This window comes from Membranihabitans marinus, assembly GCF_019802045.1.
Taxonomy (GTDB): Bacteria; Bacteroidota; Bacteroidia; order Chitinophagales; family Saprospiraceae; genus Membranihabitans; species Membranihabitans marinus_A.
Genome location: NZ_JAHVHU010000025.1, coordinates 25066 through 44391, shown reverse-complemented (window position 1 = coordinate 44391; position 19326 = coordinate 25066). Strand labels below are relative to the sequence as shown.

The window sequence follows — 19326 nt, the reverse complement described above, 5'->3', positions numbered from 1 at the left end:
GAAGTGGCTGGAATAAAATTTATAACCAATTGTACATTTATTTTGAAGATCGAATAAAATAAATCATTTTTGAAACTATTGATTCCCTATGATTCATACACAAAATTCTGCATAGGCTCTGAAATCTGAAATCTCCTTCACTCCATCTCCACTTTATACCGCTCCATCGATTGATATTCAGTCTCTTCTTGAGGGATGGGATAATAGAAATACTCCCCTCCAAATGATATGGGAGCCTCATTTTTATCGATGACATGGTATTTTGTGAAATCGTGATTGTAGATAATCGTAAAGTTAAAAATTTCACTTTTCGGATCTTCCGGAAGCGGTTCACGTCCGAGCTGAACATAATAACTCCCGTTCTTCAATGGCTGTACGTTATAATAATAAGGATTGCTCATCGCATGTGCTCTTCTACCTTGAGCGGGTTCCGCAGCCTTCCCTACCTCAAACCTGGAGGGGCTTTGGATGGTTTTTAGAAGGTTTATATTCTGATCATAGACAAAAGTTTCAGTAGAATAGGGATAGGTGATCAAGAAGTTATTCTCGTAAAATTGGATACCCGGAAATCCATAGGTACCGACGTTCTCATTCTTGGTGTAAAACGCCGGGTAATGAATATCCAGGGTTTTGATATGATCTGATCTAAAATCATAATACCCAATCATCGGCGTCAGAAAATCTTGTTCTGCCTGTTCTTGGCGTATGGCAAAGTATAATTTATCATTTTCATAATACGTTCCAATGCGGTCAAACCAACCAACCGGCATTAAACCATCTGGAAGCGAATCCCGTTTAAATGCCTCCGTCACATCCACCTGCCACTGAATCACCGCATCATGATCTATTAATAACAGCCGCTTGGGAATATGCTGCAATATGAATATAGAATCTTGATTATGATAATAAATGGCACCGACCATATTCTTTTGAATGGTATTGGGCCCTTCCTGATAAAGCTGTATAGTATCGATTAATTCCAACTCCGGCAGCTTAAAAACATTGATCTTGCCGGTCCGTTCATCCAATCCTGCAAAGGTATTACCTGAAAAATCAAGTGAAGGAAAGTAATAAGGAAATTCACGGGTAGTGCCCGGTGTGTTGACTCGAATGGTATCAATGGTGATAGATATTTCGTCGGTTTCTTCAGGCATTACGGTTCTTACCTCATTATCCGGTGGATTCGTGCAGGCAAGCAAAATTAGGATCGAAGGAAATAAGTAGAATAAAGGCTTCATAAGGTTGATACTCATCTATCTTAATTGTTAGTTATATTCTCATAGATGTACGTTGTAATGGTTTTGGTGTATGCTGTTCGCATATAATAAGGACTTCTATAACAGTACCTTATCTTGGAAATTATTTCGTTTATCTAATTGATTTATTTGATGAAGATAAAAGAACATTTATGAAACACATTGAAACACTGGAACCACCTACCCGGGATAAAACTAAAAATTTCCTTCTGCAAATGATTGAAGAAGGTCGGGATGAACAATTATATCAAGTAGCTATGAAAATGGTGATCAGAGGGGATAGTAATGAAGAGATCTGTGATCTGCTTGAAGTGAGTGAAGACTATGTGAATCATTTACGAGATGAAATCAAATAGTCATCGAAGAGGGAGTAGATTTGACTTAAATCATTTTTTGACTACATCGGACTATTTCCGGCCAACAAATAAAGTACTGCCATCCGGACTGCCACCCCATTCTCTACCTGCTCCAGGATAATGGACTGACTGGAATCCGCCACATCACTATCCAGTTCCACGCCTCGATTGATGGGCCCGGGATGCATGATCACTACTTCCTTCTTGAGACTGTCGAGCAGTTCCCGGTGAATCCCATAATACAGCGCATATTCCCGCAAAGACGGGATATACTTCACGTCCTGACGTTCTAGTTGGATCCGGAGCACATTGGCGACATCGCACCATTCCAGGGCTTCCTTTACCCGGTAAAACACCTTCACGCCGAGGTCATCCAAAAACTTAGGAATCAACGTTGGCGGTCCACATACGGCCACCTTAGCGCCCAGTTTCTGCAGGCAGAATATATTACTCAGTGCGACCCGACTGTGGGCGATATCCCCGAAAATACAAACGTGGAGACCTTGAAAACTGTTGAATTTTTCTCGTATGGAGTAGGCATCCAGTAATGCCTGTGTGGGGTGTTCGTGGGTCCCATCACCGGCATTGACAATATTGGCATCGATGTGCTGTGATAAAAACGAAGGCGTACCCGCTATAGAATGTCGGACAACGACCATGTCCACTTTCATCGAAAGTATATTGTTGACTGTGTCAAGCAGCGATTCGCCTTTTTTGACACTGGAGCCGCCGGATGAAAAATTCAGTACATCTGCTGATAGTCGCTTTTCGGCGAGTTCAAAGGAGATTTTCGTCCGGGTTGAATTTTCAAAAAACAAATTGGCAATCGTCACATCCCGCAGTGTGGGAACTTTCTTTATCGGACGATTGATCACTTCCTTGAAGTTGTCCGCGGTCTGAAGAATTAATTCAATGTCTTCTTTGGTGATGTATTTGATTCCCAGGAGGTGCGGCTGACTCAGGTAGGAATTGATCATTATTTTTCAGGTTTTGAATCAAACAATAAGACCTGGTGATCTTTCGCCGCTCCCCAGTTCACCTGGACGTAGGCATTGTCTACAGCGTCCACCTCCATGCCTTTGTAATCACATTGTATGGGCAGATGACGATTAAATCGACGATCAATCAATGTCATAAGCTTTATCGTAGCCGGTCGCCCATAGTGCTGCAGCGCATTGAGTGCCGCTTGAATCGTACGACCGGTATACAAGACGTCATCGATCAGAACCACATCCCTGCCTTCGATAAGAAAATCCATTTTGTTGTAATCCGGCATTAACATCTTCTCGCGACGTCGAAAATCATCGCGGTAAAAAGTAATATCCAGATGGCCTTCAAAGATTTTGAATTTGACTTTTTCCGTATCAATGAGTTGAAGAATATGCTTCATCAAAATCGTACCACGAGGCTGAATCCCAATCAGACATACCTCCTCATTTTCACCGAAGTCTTCGATAAGTTGTTCTTTCAGGCGTCGGAGGGTCAACCCAAATCGTACTGGTGACATTATTTCACGTCCTTTCTTCATGGCATCGCAAAGATATACTAATTCACTTGAAAATTGAAAGGGTAAAATTGAAAATTGAAAAGAGTAAATTGCAAGCTCATAGACGGAAGGATAATTTGTATTAAATGTTGGTTTTATACAAAGTAATCATGGCCTTCCGAGGGAGTGTTTTAACATGAAATCAGTACCCCGGAAAATTGCGTCACCGCCATACCACCTTTGTCATAAATCCAAATAATGCAACCCAGATCCAACCAAAGAAGGACCGGGGTTGCGGGCTTCATTTAGATTTTTCGATATGAGCTTAATAAAGAAACTCGGGCTTATTACTTCTTCTTTTTTTGCATTTTAGCCCAAGAGTCACGCAAAGCTACAGCCTGGTTAAAAATGAGATGTTCGTCTGTTGAATCCGGATCCAATATAAAATATCCTTTACGGAAAAACTGGAATATCTCACCTGGTTGGGCATTTGCTAATTCAGGCTCGACCATCACCTCAGTTAATACTTTCCGGGATTCGGGGTTGATGTGAGTGGTGTAATCCACGTCCGGGTTTTCATCCGGAATCGGCACATTGAACAGACGGTCGTACAAGCGAACTTCTACCTGGCGTGCATGGGTGGCTTCTACATAATGCAAAGTCCCCCTAACTTTGATACCTGAAGTATCTTCACCGCTTTTACTATCGGGTGCATAGGTGCAATGCACTTCAACCACCTCCCCGTTTTCATCTTTGATGGCTTTCTCACAGAATAAAATATATCCATGTTTCAAACGGACATGCTTACCGGGAGTCATGCGAAAATACTTCTTCGGAGGATCTTCCATAAAATCTTCCCGTTCGATATAAAGCTCTCGTGAAAAAGGCATCTTTCGAATTCCAGCTGCTTCGTTTTCCGGATTATTCTCGGCCTCCATCCATTCTACCTTGTCTTCCGGATAATTGGTGATGACTACCTTAAGCGGATGAAGAATAGCCATCATTCGGTTGGCCTTGGCATTCAGATCATCCCGGAGACAGTGCTCCAGCAGAGAAATATCAATTACGTTATCTCTTTTCGCTACCCCTACCTTACCTGCAAACTGACGTATGGATGCAGGCGTAAATCCACGTCGTCGCATTCCACTCAAAGTAGGCATCCTCGGATCATCCCATCCATCTACAAAACATTCTTCCACCAACCGGCGTAATTTCCGTTTACTGGTGATCGTGTAATTGACATTGAGTCGGGCAAACTCGATCTGCCGGGAAGGAAAGGTTCCCAACTTTTCCAAAAACCAATCATAAATGGGTCGATGATTCTCAAATTCCAACGTACACAGAGAGTGTGTAATGTTCTCTATCGAATCTGATACGGGATGCGCAAAATCATACATCGGATAAATATGCCAGGTGTCTCCGGACTGATGATGCGGCACATTTTTAATTCTATAAATCAAAGGATCCCGCATATTCATATTCGGATGGGCCATATCAATCCTGGCTCGAAGTACCCGGCTTCCTTCCTCAAATTCACCGTTCTTCATACGCTGGAATAAGTCCCGGTTTTCTTCAATCGTTCGTTCCCGGTAAGGGCTGTTTATCCCGGGCGTCGTGACGGTTCCTTTCTGTGCTGCAATTTCTTCCGAAGAAGAGTCATCAACATATGCATCCCCTTGTTCGACCAATTGCATCCCATAATCATACAACTGCTGGAAATAATCGGAAGCAAAATAAAGCCGATCATCCCAATCGTACCCCAGCCATTGGATATCCTTTTTTATACTTTCTACATAGTGTTCCTCTTCGGTGGCAGGATTTGTATCATCGAAGCGAAGATTGGTTGTTCCATTATAGTCATTTGCTACGCCGAAATTCAAACAAATGGCTTTCGCATGACCGATATGCAGGTATCCGTTTGGTTCTGGAGGGAATCGCGTCCGGACTGCACCGCCGTGTTTGCCTTTCTGAATATCCCCTTCAATAATTTGTTCGATAAAATTTTTAGACTTTTCTGACATATAGATGTTACATTTTGTCAGGCATTTGAATGCCTAGTAAATTCATAGAACTTGATAACACATTGGCCACGCCTTGACTCAAACCAAGTCGAAATTCTTTTGCTTCGTCTGATTCGGCAGAAAGCACTCGGTGCTCATTATAAAATTTGTGATACAATTTTGCTAGTCGGTATGCAAAGTTAGCAATTATGGACGGATCATAAGCTTCTGCAGCCTTGCCGATCTCCTCAGGATATTCTGAAAGCTGAACCAGCAGGTCCATTTCGTGTTTCGACGGACTATACTTGTAATAATCAACCCGGTCCTCAGAGGCACTTCGTCGAAGAATAGATTGAATTCGCACATAGGCATTTTGGATATAAGGTCCTGTTTGACCCTGCATATCCACAGATTCTTCCGGATCAAATACCATGCGCCGCTGAGGTTGCACCCGTACCATATGATATTTCAATGCGGCCATACCTATTTTTTCTACAATGGATTGCTGCTCGGTCTTAGACAGGCTGTTAACTTCACCTTTTTCTAATGCAATTGCACGGGCTTCAGAAATCACCTCATCCATCAAATCATCTGCATCAACAACGGTTCCCTCCCGTGACTTCATCTTACCATGGGGCAGCTCGACCATCCCATAGGACAAATGGTGCATACCACCTGCATAGGGTCTTTTTAACAACTCGCTTATAGCAAACAACACATCGAAATGATAGTTTTGTTCATCAGCCACCACGTAAACCATTCGATCTGCATCGTGATCTTCATAGCGTTGCTCGGCCGTACCAAGATCCTGGGTAATGTATACAGAGGTTCCATCACTCCGTTGAAGAATTTTATGATCCATTTTTTGCTCTTCTAAATCTACCCACACAGAACCATCGTCTTTTTTATAAAAAAGATTTTGATCCAGGCCTTTCGCAACAATGGATTTACCCAAAAGATAGGTCTCAGATTCATAATAAATATGGTCAAAAGAAACGCCCAGGCGTTCATACGTCTTTTCAAAGCCGTCGTATACCCATTGGTTCATCCTTCGCCACAATTCCACCACATAGGGATCATCTTCTTCCCACTTACGCAGCATTTGCCGAGCTTCTGCGCCCAAAGTACTATGGCTGTTAAAATATTGGTTTTTATATCGTCCAAAAAATGCTTCCGCGCTCTCGCCTTTGTCCGAATCAATTTCAAATATCCTCTGCGATTCCCTGGTTTCCTGCCAACTCATATACTCTTTCCGGAATTCGGTTTCGAACAATACATAGAACTCACCGACGAGGTGATCCCCTTTCATATTTGCACTTTCGGGTGTCTTACCGTTTCCCCATTTTTCCCAGGCGAGCATAGACTTACATATGGCTATCCCCCGATCATTGATGATCTGGGTTCGGAGAACCTGGTAACCGGCTGCCCTTAATATTTCATACATGGACCATCCCAGTAATATATTACGTACGTGCCCCAGATGCAGGGGTTTGTTCGTATTGGGCGACGAAAATTCTACCATAACAGTTTCTTTCCGACTACTTAATTGCCCATAGTCTTTAGTGTACCTTACCTCTTCCAGCAGTTCCATCCACAGCGTTGAATCGATAGTCAGGTTAAGAAAACCTTTTACCACATTATAAGCGGTAAATCTATAGTCTGCTAACAGGGCCGCTCCGATTTTTTCCGCTGCCGTCGGTGGAGGCATTCTCATACGACCCGCCAACGGAAAAACAACCAAAGTATAGTGACCCGCAAATTCTGGTCTGGTTACATTAATCTGAAGTTCATCGATTCCTACCTCCAGAGAGAAAACCTCGGACAGAACCTTCTGAATACTTTCTTCTAAATAGTGTCTTATCTTCATAAATCAATCCGCATTCTGCTATTTCTATTAACATAAAGGTCAAACTTTATCTTTATTTGACTATCAGTTCCAGTTCCAACTAATCTTAGGTTAGCTAAATCTGCATCATCAAATAGTTGGAATATTTATATCCCGGTCTGACCATTTCTTCAATACTGCACACCACCCACCTACGACTTCATCTCACGTCCTATATATATATATGATTATTTACCGAGCCAAAGGTAAGATAATCCGTCGGCTAAATGGAATTTTTAGTAAAAAACGAAAACCAGGTATCGCCATAATTGCGACTTTCTGTACACTTTGGATGATGAGAAAAAGTATGCTCACTATTGTGTTCCAAAATAAACAATCCATCCTCCCGGAGTAACGACCCAGCAAGCACTAAATCGGGTATCTCCGGGATTCGCTGCAACGGATACGGAGGGCCGGCAAAAATAACAGAGAAGGTCTCCGTGGACTTTTTTATGAATCTGAACACATCATCCCGATAGATTTTCAAATATGTGTCAATTGCTAATTCGACAGCCATTGATCGAACATAACCAACTGCCGGCCCATGGCGATCAACGTAGGTCGCATTGGTGCATCCTCTTGAAATAAATTCATAGCAATGATTCCCAGTGCCCCCAAACAAATCCAGAAAAACAGCCGATTCGAAGTTAATTTTATTCTGAAGCATATTGTACAATCCCTCTTTTGCCATGTCCGTCGTCGGCCGGGTAGGCCATTTTTTAGCTGGCGGAGAAAATCGTCTTCCTTTGAATCGTCCACTAATGATACGCATAATCTTAGATATTGACCTCGGGGAGATACTGATTGAATAAAGGATGTGGTCGTCCCAACAATCCTTTCCATTGCCAGAACGTCATCAATTCCATGTCATTTATATTTTCCGAGAAAAAATTGTGCATTTTATCCAGGTTCAAAAGTTCTCCACTCACCGTAATTTGGCGAAGGTCCGGAATGACGGGACGAAGTGTCTGGACGTTGAACAAGATATAATAATGTACATCCAGTGTTTTTCGAACTTCAAAGGCTGAAATTGAACTATCCCCTTCTGCAGTACTAAACAGAACATATAAGACTTTTTCACGCAAATGAAACCACAATACCGGTTCAGCGTGATTTCTTTGCCATTCCGACATATGAAAAGTGAGTCGATGCGCGATGTGATCATGACCAACAGGTACATCAAAAAATTCATTGTGGTACAACAGAAATGCGGGCAATCTGTTTTTAAACGTTTCCAGCTTGCCATGCCCCGTTTTATGGAAAATAGAGTTTACGAACATCAACTCTACGCTTTCAACTCTGGACTGATCAATTTGATTTTGATTGTAAAATTGATCCAACGTAGACTGCACCTCATTTTCATTACTGCTTATACTTCCAAAGGAAAGGGAAGCCACGGAATGTACAGTCCGATCTTTAGTAAGAACTTTACACAAGCCGTCCATGTATATAAGCAGCGTTAGTTTTGCACTGCCCAATTCAGACTGGTTCATCTGCATACTATCGATCCCAACTTCCTGCTGTCGAAGGTTTGGTCAAATCACCGAACTGAATCCGCTTATTTGGATCGTATCTTTTATCGTACTTCGCATAGGCGGGATCACCGAACTTACCCATGAAAACCTTATAATCCGTTCCGACTTCGACCACATTGACTAGAGTAGACTGATAGGTCAGTGTGTCTGCAGCAATGTCAAACTTTGCGCCTTGGGAATAAGGTACATACTCCAGTGAATCCAGATTAATTCCCATCGCATGAATGGTATCAATTGCGGGTTTGTATGTGGTATCGCGGCTTAGGTTTTTGGGATCAAAATTGGGATCATCCGGATCCCCAACTATACTGATAAACATGAGGTTCTCATTTTCAAGCACAGTCTTTAATGTATCCCAGGATCCGGCGAATTCACCACCAGTAACATCACGGTAGATCGATTGGGCATCCCGGACTTTGTTTAGCTTTTGAATGACAGCGCGTTCCCGCTTATCAAGTTCCTGCTTGAAATTAATGGGTGCTTTAATACTGGCATAAGTCATGTAACCCAATGCCAATATGGCCAGAAAAAGAAGTAGATTAATAACAATTCTCATTACAGATAATTTTTAGACGGTTTATACGTATGCAATAATAACATTTTTATTAAAAGTATCTAAAAATGTTTCGATCCATTGTAATTTTATTTTCTTGAGATCCGTTTTGCAACACGCTATAAATTCATTACATATGTCTGAAACACTCCTGGCCATTGAATCTTCATGCGATGACACTGGTGCTTCTATTATCATAGATGCAGAAATAGCATCAAATGTTGTATCCAGTCAAATAGATCATCAAAATCTTGGCGGCGTAGTTCCAGAACTGGCCTCCAGAAAGCACATGGAATCAATTGGATGGGTGGTCGAGGAAGCTGTAAAAAATGCCCGGATCGAAAAGAAAGATATCGACGCCATCGCTTTTACCAGAGGCCCCGGACTTATGGGGTCGTTATTGGTTGGTGTTTCATTTGCAAAATCTATGGCTCAAGCGCTGGACATCCCCATCATTGAGGTCAATCACATGGAAGCGCATATTCTATCTCATTTCATCGATGATCCGGTACCTGATTTCCCATTTCTATGTCTTACCGTGTCCGGCGGTCATACCCAGATTGTAAAGGTTTTTGATTACAACAAAATGGAGGTACTTGGTCAGACGTTGGACGATGCTGCGGGAGAAGCTTTTGATAAAGCAGGGAAAATCATGGGATTGCCCTACCCTGCTGGTCCGCACATAGATCGGTTAGCCCAAAAAGGTCAGGCCGTTTTCCCATTACCTCACCCGACCGTTGATAAATATCATTTTAGCTTTAGCGGGTTGAAAACAGCATTTTTATACTTCCTCCAGAAAGAGATGAAAAAAGACCCCGGTTTTATCGATAACAATATTCACGATCTGGCTGCCAGTCTTCAATCTACAATAGTCCACATCTTATTGAAAGAACTCAAGCAGACAAGTCAGGATACCTCTATAAATGAAATAGCTATTGCCGGCGGAGTAAGCGCAAACAGCGCACTTAGGAGTCAATTATCCAAAGTCGGTGCAGAATTGGGATGGAATGTATATATTCCCAAACTCGAATATTGTATTGACAACGCAGCTATGATTGCCCAGGCTGCTTGGTTCAAATACCTTCATCAGGAATTTTCTTCCTTCAACATCACAGCAGATCCCCGACTTAAAGTCTAAAAGGGGAGCAAAACACGCGTTTTTACATCGTAACCAGGCAATTCTTAATTCAAACGAAACATTTTTTACTCTTATCCAGTCATTAACAATAATTTAAATCGAACAACTTCATTATTCAGAGTCAATAAACTATATTAATGTTCTTATTAACGGATAACCGAATAAATAAAATTAAATTTAGTTATGAAAAAGAATGCATTAATGTTAGTCAGTATGTTCGTAGTGTTATTCACGTTGAGCTTTAGTTGCAACAATGCCAACGATGCAGACACCACCAGTGAAGAGTTCGAACAAGAGCGGATGGACCTTAGAGCGGATCTAAATGATGCCAGAGCAAATATCAATGCCAAAATTGATGAGGTTCAGACGGAACTTGACAATTTAAGAGATCAGATGGCAAACAATATGGAAAATGCCAATGATGAACTCAAAGAAAAGTGGAACAATGCCGAGGATGAGCTGGAAGATCAGCTCGATGAACTTGAAGATGAACGAGATGATATCTCAGAACGTCTGGATGAAATCGGAGATGCCACCGAAGAAAACTGGGAACAGTTTAAAAATAATGTCAGGGATCTGCTCGATGATATAGATGATAACTTCTAAGCAGGCCCTTTGCATGAACGAGGGTTTCAAAAGGCATGTCGTCTTAGGGCGGTATGCCTTTTTTTATGACAGGTAAATTGATTACACGACGGTTTTTTTAAACCAAATCCTAAACAAATTAGCTGATGTGGTGTAATTTTTGTATTCTTTCTCATTGAATTACAACAATCGCCCCCAATATGCAAGATGAATTTTTAAGAGCATTGTATCAAGAACATCAGAAAGCACCGTTTTTACCAGCTACTGATCATGTTTGCCAGTTATTTCACCGACATCTTGAAATGCTGTTTCCGGAATTTACACTGGATAAATTTCATAGTTTGCAGGGTTTTAAAATCCAGTGGAACAAGCTCAAACAGGATTATATTGATCTTTTTCAAAAACTGGACCTAAAAAACAAACCGGTGCACGTGGTTAATCAATTCTTTGACCAAATCCCGGAAGTAAAACGTAAACTGGAACTGGATGCACAGGCTATTTATTCTGGCGATCCGGCGGCTGTGAATATTTACGAAGTAAAGCGCTCCTATCCCGGCTTTCTGGCAATTGCTTATTATCGGTTTGCCCATCTGATGCACCACCTTGGTGTGCCATATTGCCCACGAATTCTGACGGAAGAGGCACACAGCAGAACAGGAATTGATATTCACCCCAATGCCAAAATCGGTCTTCATTTTTGCATCGATCATGGAACTGGCGTGGTCATTGGAGAAACAACCCAGATCGGGGATCATGTCAAAATATATCAAGGGGTTACATTAGGGGCACTCAGTGTAGATAAAGAAATGGCTTCTATAAAACGGCACCCTACCATCGAAGATCATGTGGTCATTTACTCCGGCGCAACCATCTTGGGTGGTGGAACCATCATAGGCCAATCCAGCGTCATTGGAGGAAATGTGTGGCTTACAAAGAGCGTTCCTTCAAATTCAAAAATTTATTATCAACCATCTATTTCCGAATTAAAAGAAATCTGAACTATGCAAGATATATTGGACCTGATAGGCCAGACTCCTCTGGTGCAAATCCACGACGATCAAATCCCTGCTGAGGTTAATCTATTGGCAAAGCTGGAATCAGCCAATCCAGGGGGAAGTGTAAAAGATCGCACAGCATTGGGGATGATTCGTGGAGCTATGGAAAGAGGAGCACTTCACGAAGGCGATAAAATCATAGAAGCTACCTCAGGAAATACGGGTATAGCACTAGCAATGATTGCTCGTCAATTCGGACTATCTATGACGCTGGTCATGCCCGAAAACTCTACCCAAGAACGAATCGATACCATGAAAGCTTATGGTGGACGAGTCATACTTACGCCAGCTGAGAAAACCATTGAATACAGTAGGAAGCTGGCTGAAGAAATGGCCGAGGAGGAGGGTTACTATATTTTGAATCAGTTTAACAACCCCGACAACTATAAGATTCATTATCAAACGACCGGACCCGAAATATGGGAGGCCACCAGCGGGGACGTCACACATTTTGTAAGCAGCATGGGCACCACCGGTACGATTATGGGGGTGTCCCGTTACCTTAAAGAAAAAAACAAGGCTGTGAAAATTATTGGAGCACAACCTTCTGAAGGAAGTAACATTCCTGGGATTCGCAGATGGTCGCCGGAGTATCTTCCAAAGATTTTTGAACCAGACCGAGTCGATTATACGCGCGAAGTCAGCAGAAGGAATGCCATCGAACATATGAAAACCCTCGCCAGAGATCATGGAATCTTTGCCGGAATGAGCTCCGGGGGTGCATTTTCTATTGCACGGGATCTGGCACTCACTTTAACCAACCCGGCCACTATTGTATTTATAGTCTGCGATTTAGGAGACCGGTATTTATCAAGCGGGATTTACTCTGAATAACCGGATTTCACCGTTTACTTGTGATCTGAGGGTGGTTCCAGAAATGGGAGGTGCCCTTCTTCATAAAGCTTTTTACCGACACTCAAAACAAAAGGCAGCATTTTTAATGCGGTTGCAGACCAATCCACATTTGATAAAAAGCCATTCTTAGATTGAGCTTCAGTCGCTGCCGGCCGATGATAAACAGGCGGATCATGATCCGGTCCGGCCATAGGTAATACATCGTGCGTAGACTGATCATCTGATTGAAACGTATCGATTAATTTTTTAACCCCGTATCCCACAAGTATTGCTGTTCCCACCGGAATCAGAATCTTATTTAGAAGGACATTTTTACTCTCTATTTTCACTGATTTTAGGTTGGATTTCATCGCTTTGAGTTGTTCTTCACCAAGTTGCTTCAGTTTGTCCTTTTCTTCCTGGAGTTCTTTAACTGTATTAATTCTATTTGCCATTTGTCTTCTCTTTTATTCATTGATATCCTTAAGTATTACATCGATTAACGGACGCATGATCAGTAATTTCCGGAAAACAATAACCAGAATGATCAATATTAAATATATGCCTGATACAATTCCAAAACCTGCGAGAAACGAGCTAAAATACATCGATAGGCCGATCGCCAATGTCAGCGAAGCAAACAAAATAAAAAATATGACAAATATAAAGATCACTACGCGGCTAATCAATTTGGATAAAATACCCGCTGCGCGTTCGGTCAGATCCAGTTTAAGAATTTGTTTCTTACCGTGTATATAATGCCGGGCGTATTCGCTTAGCTGTCCCAGGGCATATAGTAAACTGTCAAAGTGTTTCATTCAATATAATACATAAAAAGGGCTTGCTACAAAGCAAACCCTTAGCCATAAGCTAATTAACCTTTCTTTGTTTCCAGTAAGTCTTCGATTTCAGAGGCTTTCTGATTGATACGAGACCGGGCTTCTTCAGCACCTCTCTGGTATGCATTTTCTGCTGTTTCCAATATATTTTCGGATTTACCTTCGAGTCTGGCTAGTCGCTCTTTTACTGTTTCGGATGCTTCAGAGATAGCTTCTTTACTTTTCTCTACTGCAGAATCAAAACCTGATTTGAATTGGTGAATTCCTTCTTTGGTTCTGGCTTCCGCTTTTTCAGCCAATTCATTGGCTTTGTTGGAGGTCTCTGTCCGAAGCTTTCGTCCACTTTCAGAGTTGAGGTAATAGCCTGCAGCTGCTCCTACAGCAGCTCCCAATAAAAACAAAATTCCTGATTTTTTCTTCTGTGCCATAATGGTAAGATTTTAATAGTTAGATTTTCAAAGTTATGATCCAAAGTCGACGGATATCTTCTATTAATATAACCACGCACCATAAAAATGGTTCGTGGATGATACAATCAATCTATCGATGATCAATAATATTAATATAAGTAATAGAACGGACATTATCTAATTAACATCATCAAAGCGCTGTTAAACTAGCATTAAAGAATAAAAATATAGTGTTATTCAGTGTATTGTCATCAATTCCGTTAATAATAATGTGAAAATTGATCTTTGAAATCAACAAGACTTTGGGTGATTAGAAAACACCAATATCAAAAGGAAGTCATGGCCAGACGAAATTGGTCCAGATCAATTTTTCATCATAGATAGGCTGCCATTTCTTGCTGTAGTTCCATAGCAGCTGCTCTGGATTTTTTAGCAAAATCCTCATCATCGCCCGCATAAATCACCCCTCTGGAACTATTGATCAGAAGTCCACATGCGTCAGGAACATGTGCGTTCTTCATGACTTCGTCAACCGTGCCCCCCTGGGCACCCACGCCCGGGATCAACAAAAAATGATGCGGAACCAATGCCCGAATTTCTTTTAATTTCTCAGGATGAGTTGCACCCACCACATACATCATCCGGTCTGACTCCGCCCAGGTCTGGGATTCACGTATTACCTTTTGATATAAAGCTTCACCTTTTCGATCCGTATGATGCTGGAAATCCCGGGATCCTACGTTGGATGTCAGCGCCAATAAAATAACCCATTTCTCCTTGAATTCTAAAAAGGGCGCCACACTATCTACCCCCATATATGGTGCCACAGTAATCGAATCAAAGTCCATGTGATCAAAAAATGTACGGGCGTACATTTTCGAAGTATTGCCGATATCTCCGCGTTTGGCATCTGCAATGGTGAAAATATCTGCTGGAATATATTCCAGTGTTTTGGCTAAGGAGGACCACCCTTCCACACCAATAGATTCATAAAATGCAATATTGAGTTTGTAGCACACACATAAATCCATGGTGTGATCGATGATCTGTTTGTTGAATTCAAAAACCGGATCATCATATTTCTCGATCAGATGTGAAGGGATGCGATTAATATCCACATCCAATCCAATAGACAGACAGGATTTTTTCCGGTAAATCTGATTGATCAGCTCTTGCCTGGTCATGCTATATTCACTCCGTTTACTGCAACAATAGATTTGATTTGTGGCACTTTGGAGATCACAGATCGTTCGATCCCTGCTTTCATGGTCATGGCAGACATGGAACACCACTCGCAATTCCCCAACCATTTGACATATACTGTAAAATCGTCCGTGATTTCAACCACTTCGACATCGCCTCCGTCAGCCTTTAGATGGGGTCGGACGGAGTCCAGTGCACTTTCCACCTGCTGCATTAATTCCTCTTTGTTCATAACCATTCGATTTAAGGGTAAAATTACGATTTTATTTTAACTATACGGGTAGGATCGGATTGCTTATTTCTTAACTGCGTATAGTACACTGTTCGTTCGATGATATTGTCCAGATAGGAGGACAATATCTTATCTTCGGCCTGCCAGGCAGGTTTTCCTTCATCCGCTAATTCACCGACACTGGCTATCAAAGGGAGTTGCCCCAGCAAAGGTACTTCCAGGTAGGCTGCCAGTTTCTGACCACCGCCATTTCCAAACAGATAATACTTATTCTCCGGCAATTCAATCGGACTAAACCAGGCCATATTTTCGACCACACCAATAATAGGTACATCAATGCTTTCCAGACGAAACATATTGGAAGCTTTGATCGCATCATCCACAGCGACCGCCTGTGGGGTTGTTACGATCACTGCACCCGTAATCGGCGCCGTCTGAACCATCGTAAGCTGAATATCTCCAGTACTGGGCGGCAGGTCTATGATCAGGTAATCCAACTCAGGCCACAACACATCATTTAAAAACTGTTTGATCACGCCCGATAATCTGGGGCCACGCAAGACAACAGCCTGTTCCGGATCCAGTATAAACCCGATCGACATCAACGGAATATCATAGGCAGTCAATGGGACCAACAGTTGCCGACCATGAATTTCTTTGACCCGGGGCCGCTTGTTTTTCAATCCAAACATGGTGGGTATGGACGGTCCATACAGATCCGCATCCAATAATCCAACGCTGTGTCCCTTTTTCTGCAATCCAACCGCCAGGTTAGCGGCTACCGTTGATTTACCAACACCACCCTTTCCCGAGGCCACCGCGATGATATTTTTGATGTGCGGGTAGGGATTCTCTGGTTTTGGTGCCTGATTTTCAAAGTGGATATTCACATTAGCTTCAGGAATAATCTCATACAGCGCTTCCAATATCGTAAAGTTCAGCTTATTCTTTATGTCCGGATCCAGGTTGTTGTATGCCAATACAATATTTACCTCATTATCGCCTATTTCCAACTTCTGCAGATGCGGTGTATTTACAATAGACTGGCCATTAACAGGGTCCTTTATTTGTGAAAGTGTTTCTTTAATCTGCTTTTCATTCATATCATCATGATGTTTTTGTAAATTTGCTGTTCTTAGACTAACAAAAGTAGTACATCTTCGTTTAGTAAACGAGAGACTTCAGTCGAATTAAATAGTATTTTATCCTTTTCTATGAAAATATACCGGTCGATTCAAGCATTTCGAAAGGAGCACATCCCCCACCCAGTCATCACTTTCGGTTCTTTTGACGGCGTTCATCGGGGCCATGCATTTATTTTTGAAAAAATGGCTGAATATGCACAATCCATAAACGGTGAAACCATTGTGACCACGTTTCATCCGCATCCCCGAAAAGTTATTTATCCCAATGACAAATCCATGAAGTTGCTGACGCCCATCGATGAAAAGATTGCGCTTCTCCAAAAACTTAACATTGACCATTTGCTCATTATCCCATTTTCTATTGAGTTCTCACAGATGTCACCCAAGGAATACATTGAATCTTTTATCATACGGTATTACAAACCACACACCGTAATGATCGGATATGATCATCGGTTTGGCCTGAACCGCTCCGGGGATATCAACACCTTGCGTATGTATCAGGACGAGGGCGAATTTCTGGTCACAGAACTTCCACAAAAGAAGATCGAATCGATGAAAATAAGTTCAACCCGGATACGACAAGCCCTCAACAATAAAAACGTCAGTGAAGCCAACAAATTGCTGGGCTATTCCTACCGACTTAAAGGGCAAGTAATTCATGGTAAGAAAATTGGTGGTCAGATAGGGTTCAAAACAGCCAATATAGCGATTAATGATCCGGATAAATTAATCCCCGGCACTGGAATTTATGCGGCATGGGTTTATGTACATGGCCAGAAGTATCAGGGCATGCTTTACATTGGCACCAAACCATCAGTGCCTTCCGATGGAGAAATAGCCATCGAGGTCCATCTTTTTGATTTTAACAAAGACATCTACCACGAAGAAATTATCATCGAGTTGGTCGCTTTTGTACGTAAAGATGCTACTTTTGAGTCGCTGGAAGAATTGACACAAAACATTCAGGCGGATCAGGAAAAGACATTGAAAATACTCGATGGAGAAAAGGCCGACATACAATCTTAAAGTCGCCGTTGTCATACTCAATTACAACGGTCTGGAACACCTTCAAAATTACCTGTCTTCGATTATTGATTACCTTCCCCCTTATGCCCGATTGTTCATCGCGGACAATGGAAGTACGGATCAATCCGTACTATACCTTGAAAACCATTTTAAAGAAGTCACACTGATCCGACTGGACCAAAACACGGGTTATGCCGGGGGATACAATAATGCATTGGACCAAATCAAAGCGGAATATTACTATCTTCTAAATTCGGATGTAGAACAGGAAAGCGACGGATTAACTGCCTTGGTTGATTTTTTGGACACGCACCCCAAATACGCTGCTTGCCAACCGAAAGTTCGTTCTCTGACCCGGCGAAATGAATTTGAATATGCCGGGGCAGCCGGCGGATGGCTGGATCAACTAGGATACCCATTGTGTAGAGGCCGCATTCTGGGAACCAATGAAGTGGACCACGGACAGTATGATCAAGTAGAAAAAGTTTTTTGGGGAACCGGTGCTGCTCTATTAATACGATCTGAAGATTTTCATTTTGCCGGCGGATTTGACGCTGATTTTTTCGCCCATATGGAAGAAATTGATCTTTCCTGGCGGTTGCAGCGGATGGGAAAACACATCGCCGTTATTCCGCAATCAGTCATCTACCACCTTGGAGGCGGCACGCTGAATTATTCCAGCCCGAGAAAAACATACCTCAATTTTCGCAACAGTCTTTTTATTTTACTTAAAAACGAACGAGGTCATGTCCTGCTCTGGTTGTTGGTAGTCCGTTTTTTCCTAGATGGGGTTGCGGCTTTACGATTTATTGCTTTGAGAGATACCGGCAACTTTATGGCGGTTTGGAAGGCGCATATGAGTTTTTACAAATCATTTCAAAAAATGTGGAAAAAACGAAAAAGTTTTTTACAATTACTAAAAGACCACCACATTCAAGAACGAATTGCCCTGGACGGTCGTTATCGGGGAAGTATTGTGTGGGATTATTACATCATGGGCCGTAGACGGTTCAGCGAACTCAACATTAATGAAAAAAGGGAAAAAAAGCTATCAAAAAATCTTTGAGCATTCGGAATACGTCATCGTATCAAAATCAGCGGGGGTATTGTCCGTACCCGAACGATTTACGGATGAAACCAGCTTAAAACGTATGCTGCGGGACAAATATGGCGAGATCTATACAGTTCATCGGCTGGATCAGTATACATCCGGTCTGATCATATTTGCGCGTAATATGGAAAGCCACCGCATTTGGAATCAAATGTTTGAAGAACGACGAATAACTAAAAAATATCTGGCGATCGTGGAAGGAAGATTATATGAAACAGAAGGTGAGATCGATCACCCCATTTTGAGATTACCAAATCAAAACCGCGTGGTCATCCACAAGCAAGGCAAAGAATCACTGACTTCCTACAAAGTAAAAGAACAATTTGGATCTCATGCCTTGCTGGAACTCGAACTCCACACAGGCCGAACGCATCAGATCAGAATTCATCTCAAAGCATTGGGTTTCCCCCTGATGGTGGATCCCGTCTATGGTCGTCACGAAGAGTTTATGGTTTCCTCAGTGAAAGGAAAAAATAAATTCCACCTGGAAAAAGGAACCGTTGAGCGTCCGCTCTTGACACGGACCCCGCTTCATGCGAGTTATCTCAGTTTTGAAGATCCTTTCGATAAAGAACACAGGGTATTTGAATCACCCGTACCCAAAGATATGCGGGCTACCTTACATCAATTGCGGAAATGGGATAAGTATTAATTATTCATGGTGAATGATGAAT

At 42.1% G+C, this 19326-nt stretch carries 22 protein-coding genes; 8 read left to right on the top strand and 14 right to left on the bottom strand.

Features of this window, described 5'->3' with window-relative positions; genetic code table 11:
• Nucleotides 1-137: 137 nt before the first annotated feature.
• Nucleotides 138-1253 (bottom strand): DUF4221 family protein, encoded by a 1116-nt coding sequence (locus tag KUV50_RS18710; protein ID WP_222581740.1) that lies wholly within the window; start codon nt 1251-1253, stop codon nt 138-140.
• 155 nt (nt 1254-1408) lie between these two features.
• On the opposite strand from KUV50_RS18710, the gene KUV50_RS18705 reads away from it, so the two are divergent.
• Nucleotides 1409-1612 carry a hypothetical protein gene (locus KUV50_RS18705; protein ID WP_222581739.1) on the top strand — a complete coding sequence of 68 codons (204 nt, stop codon included), beginning with the start codon at nt 1409-1411 and terminating at the stop codon, nt 1610-1612.
• Between the two features lie 41 nt (nt 1613-1653).
• Here KUV50_RS18705 and KUV50_RS18700 read toward each other — a convergent pair whose 3' ends face one another.
• The 7 genes from KUV50_RS18700 to KUV50_RS18670 all read right to left on the bottom strand — a co-directional run bounded on the left by KUV50_RS18700 (nt 1654) and on the right by KUV50_RS18670 (nt 9074).
• Entirely contained in the window at nt 1654-2589 is a 936-nt protein-coding gene (locus tag KUV50_RS18700) for an aspartate carbamoyltransferase catalytic subunit (protein WP_222581738.1), read from the bottom strand.
• On the bottom strand, nt 2589-3140 hold the full coding sequence (gene pyrR / locus KUV50_RS18695; RefSeq protein ID WP_222581737.1) for a bifunctional pyr operon transcriptional regulator/uracil phosphoribosyltransferase PyrR: 552 nt from the start codon (nt 3138-3140) through the stop codon (nt 2589-2591). The genes KUV50_RS18700 and pyrR overlap by 1 nt, the downstream gene beginning before the upstream one ends.
• Nucleotides 3141-3445: 305 nt before the next feature.
• Entirely contained in the window at nt 3446-5119 is a 1674-nt protein-coding gene (locus KUV50_RS18690; RefSeq protein WP_222581736.1) for a glutamine--tRNA ligase/YqeY domain fusion protein, read from the bottom strand.
• A gap of 7 nt (nt 5120-5126) precedes the next feature.
• Nucleotides 5127-6965, bottom strand: a complete 1839-nt coding sequence (gene argS / locus KUV50_RS18685) for an arginine--tRNA ligase (protein ID WP_222581735.1) — start codon at nt 6963-6965, stop codon at nt 5127-5129.
• A 241-nt stretch (nt 6966-7206) separates the two neighbouring features.
• Complete coding sequence (locus tag KUV50_RS18680) at nt 7207-7755, bottom strand: RsmD family RNA methyltransferase (RefSeq protein ID WP_222581734.1); 549 nt, start codon at nt 7753-7755, stop codon at nt 7207-7209.
• A gap of 4 nt (nt 7756-7759) precedes the next feature.
• Nucleotides 7760-8476, bottom strand: coding sequence for a hypothetical protein (locus KUV50_RS18675; RefSeq protein WP_222581733.1), 717 nt, complete (start codon nt 8474-8476; stop codon nt 7760-7762).
• Nucleotides 8477-8483: 7 nt separating this feature from the next.
• Nucleotides 8484-9074: a hypothetical protein gene (locus KUV50_RS18670; protein WP_222581732.1), complete on the bottom strand. Its 591-nt coding sequence runs from the start codon at nt 9072-9074 to the stop codon at nt 8484-8486.
• A 133-nt stretch (nt 9075-9207) separates the two neighbouring features.
• On the opposite strand from KUV50_RS18670, the gene tsaD reads away from it, so the two are divergent.
• The 4 genes from tsaD to cysM all read left to right on the top strand — a co-directional run bounded on the left by tsaD (nt 9208) and on the right by cysM (nt 12683).
• The gene (gene tsaD / locus KUV50_RS18665) at nt 9208-10209 is read left to right on the top strand and encodes a tRNA (adenosine(37)-N6)-threonylcarbamoyltransferase complex transferase subunit TsaD (RefSeq protein ID WP_222581731.1); all 1002 of its coding nucleotides are present in this window, start codon (nt 9208-9210) and stop codon (nt 10207-10209) included.
• Nucleotides 10210-10392: 183 nt separating this feature from the next.
• Nucleotides 10393-10815, top strand: a complete 423-nt coding sequence (locus KUV50_RS18660) for a hypothetical protein (protein ID WP_222581730.1) — start codon at nt 10393-10395, stop codon at nt 10813-10815.
• Nucleotides 10816-10994: 179 nt separating this feature from the next.
• Nucleotides 10995-11792, top strand: a complete 798-nt coding sequence (locus tag KUV50_RS18655) for a serine O-acetyltransferase (protein ID WP_222581729.1) — start codon at nt 10995-10997, stop codon at nt 11790-11792.
• Between the two features lie 3 nt (nt 11793-11795).
• Nucleotides 11796-12683, top strand: a complete 888-nt coding sequence (gene cysM / locus KUV50_RS18650) for a cysteine synthase CysM (RefSeq protein WP_222581728.1) — start codon at nt 11796-11798, stop codon at nt 12681-12683.
• 14 nt (nt 12684-12697) lie between these two features.
• Here cysM and KUV50_RS18645 read toward each other — a convergent pair whose 3' ends face one another.
• The 6 genes from KUV50_RS18645 to KUV50_RS18620 form a co-directional block, all read right to left on the bottom strand.
• Entirely contained in the window at nt 12698-13138 is a 441-nt protein-coding gene (locus tag KUV50_RS18645) for a hypothetical protein (RefSeq protein ID WP_222581727.1), read from the bottom strand.
• Between the two features lie 12 nt (nt 13139-13150).
• Nucleotides 13151-13501, bottom strand: coding sequence for a hypothetical protein (locus tag KUV50_RS18640; protein ID WP_222581726.1), 351 nt, complete (start codon nt 13499-13501; stop codon nt 13151-13153).
• Between the two features lie 56 nt (nt 13502-13557).
• Nucleotides 13558-13950: a YtxH domain-containing protein gene (locus KUV50_RS18635; RefSeq protein ID WP_222581725.1), complete on the bottom strand. Its 393-nt coding sequence runs from the start codon at nt 13948-13950 to the stop codon at nt 13558-13560.
• A 356-nt stretch (nt 13951-14306) separates the two neighbouring features.
• Entirely contained in the window at nt 14307-15116 is an 810-nt protein-coding gene (gene pyrF, locus KUV50_RS18630; protein WP_222581724.1) for an orotidine-5'-phosphate decarboxylase, read from the bottom strand.
• Entirely contained in the window at nt 15113-15367 is a 255-nt protein-coding gene (locus tag KUV50_RS18625; RefSeq protein WP_261395433.1) for a NifU family protein, read from the bottom strand. Before KUV50_RS18625 ends, pyrF begins: the two co-directional genes overlap by 4 nt.
• Nucleotides 15368-15390: 23 nt before the next feature.
• The gene (locus tag KUV50_RS18620; protein WP_222581722.1) at nt 15391-16470 is read right to left on the bottom strand and encodes a P-loop NTPase; all 1080 of its coding nucleotides are present in this window, start codon (nt 16468-16470) and stop codon (nt 15391-15393) included.
• 111 nt (nt 16471-16581) lie between these two features.
• Here KUV50_RS18620 and KUV50_RS18615 point away from each other — a divergent pair, with 111 nt between their 5' ends.
• The 3 genes from KUV50_RS18615 to KUV50_RS18605 are packed head-to-tail and all read left to right on the top strand — an operon-like array spanning nt 16582 to nt 19304.
• On the top strand, nt 16582-17541 hold the full coding sequence (locus KUV50_RS18615; protein WP_222581721.1) for a bifunctional riboflavin kinase/FAD synthetase: 960 nt from the start codon (nt 16582-16584) through the stop codon (nt 17539-17541).
• Complete coding sequence (locus tag KUV50_RS18610) at nt 17513-18607, top strand: glycosyltransferase family 2 protein (protein WP_222581720.1); 1095 nt, start codon at nt 17513-17515, stop codon at nt 18605-18607. The genes KUV50_RS18615 and KUV50_RS18610 overlap by 29 nt, the downstream gene beginning before the upstream one ends.
• On the top strand, nt 18570-19304 hold the full coding sequence (locus KUV50_RS18605; RefSeq protein ID WP_222581719.1) for an RluA family pseudouridine synthase: 735 nt from the start codon (nt 18570-18572) through the stop codon (nt 19302-19304). Before KUV50_RS18610 ends, KUV50_RS18605 begins: the two co-directional genes overlap by 38 nt.
• Nucleotides 19305-19326: the final 22 nt, after the last annotated feature.

Excerpts from the sequence above, each read along its gene's own strand:
- KUV50_RS18710 (WP_222581740.1), bottom strand. The coding sequence starts at position 1,253 with ATGAGTATCAACCTTATGAAGCCTTTATTCTACTTATTTCCTTCGATC.
- KUV50_RS18705 (WP_222581739.1), top strand. The coding sequence starts at position 1,409 with ATGAAACACATTGAAACACTGGAACCACCTACCCGGGATAAAACTAAA.
- KUV50_RS18700 (WP_222581738.1), bottom strand. The coding sequence starts at position 2,589 with ATGATCAATTCCTACCTGAGTCAGCCGCACCTCCTGGGAATCAAATAC.
- pyrR (WP_222581737.1), bottom strand. The coding sequence starts at position 3,140 with ATGAAGAAAGGACGTGAAATAATGTCACCAGTACGATTTGGGTTGACC.
- KUV50_RS18690 (WP_222581736.1), bottom strand. The coding sequence starts at position 5,119 with ATGTCAGAAAAGTCTAAAAATTTTATCGAACAAATTATTGAAGGGGAT.
- argS (WP_222581735.1), bottom strand. The coding sequence starts at position 6,965 with ATGAAGATAAGACACTATTTAGAAGAAAGTATTCAGAAGGTTCTGTCC.
- KUV50_RS18680 (WP_222581734.1), bottom strand. The coding sequence starts at position 7,755 with ATGCGTATCATTAGTGGACGATTCAAAGGAAGACGATTTTCTCCGCCA.
- KUV50_RS18675 (WP_222581733.1), bottom strand. The coding sequence starts at position 8,476 with ATGAACCAGTCTGAATTGGGCAGTGCAAAACTAACGCTGCTTATATAC.
- KUV50_RS18670 (WP_222581732.1), bottom strand. The coding sequence starts at position 9,074 with ATGAGAATTGTTATTAATCTACTTCTTTTTCTGGCCATATTGGCATTG.
- tsaD (WP_222581731.1), top strand. The coding sequence starts at position 9,208 with ATGTCTGAAACACTCCTGGCCATTGAATCTTCATGCGATGACACTGGT.
- KUV50_RS18660 (WP_222581730.1), top strand. The coding sequence starts at position 10,393 with ATGAAAAAGAATGCATTAATGTTAGTCAGTATGTTCGTAGTGTTATTC.
- KUV50_RS18655 (WP_222581729.1), top strand. The coding sequence starts at position 10,995 with ATGCAAGATGAATTTTTAAGAGCATTGTATCAAGAACATCAGAAAGCA.
- cysM (WP_222581728.1), top strand. The coding sequence starts at position 11,796 with ATGCAAGATATATTGGACCTGATAGGCCAGACTCCTCTGGTGCAAATC.
- KUV50_RS18645 (WP_222581727.1), bottom strand. The coding sequence starts at position 13,138 with ATGGCAAATAGAATTAATACAGTTAAAGAACTCCAGGAAGAAAAGGAC.
- KUV50_RS18640 (WP_222581726.1), bottom strand. The coding sequence starts at position 13,501 with ATGAAACACTTTGACAGTTTACTATATGCCCTGGGACAGCTAAGCGAA.
- KUV50_RS18635 (WP_222581725.1), bottom strand. The coding sequence starts at position 13,950 with ATGGCACAGAAGAAAAAATCAGGAATTTTGTTTTTATTGGGAGCTGCT.
- pyrF (WP_222581724.1), bottom strand. The coding sequence starts at position 15,116 with ATGACCAGGCAAGAGCTGATCAATCAGATTTACCGGAAAAAATCCTGT.
- KUV50_RS18625 (WP_261395433.1), bottom strand. The coding sequence starts at position 15,367 with ATGAACAAAGAGGAATTAATGCAGCAGGTGGAAAGTGCACTGGACTCC.
- KUV50_RS18620 (WP_222581722.1), bottom strand. The coding sequence starts at position 16,470 with ATGAATGAAAAGCAGATTAAAGAAACACTTTCACAAATAAAGGACCCT.
- KUV50_RS18615 (WP_222581721.1), top strand. The coding sequence starts at position 16,582 with ATGAAAATATACCGGTCGATTCAAGCATTTCGAAAGGAGCACATCCCC.
- KUV50_RS18610 (WP_222581720.1), top strand. The coding sequence starts at position 17,513 with ATGGAGAAAAGGCCGACATACAATCTTAAAGTCGCCGTTGTCATACTC.
- KUV50_RS18605 (WP_222581719.1), top strand. The coding sequence starts at position 18,570 with ATGAAAAAAGGGAAAAAAAGCTATCAAAAAATCTTTGAGCATTCGGAA.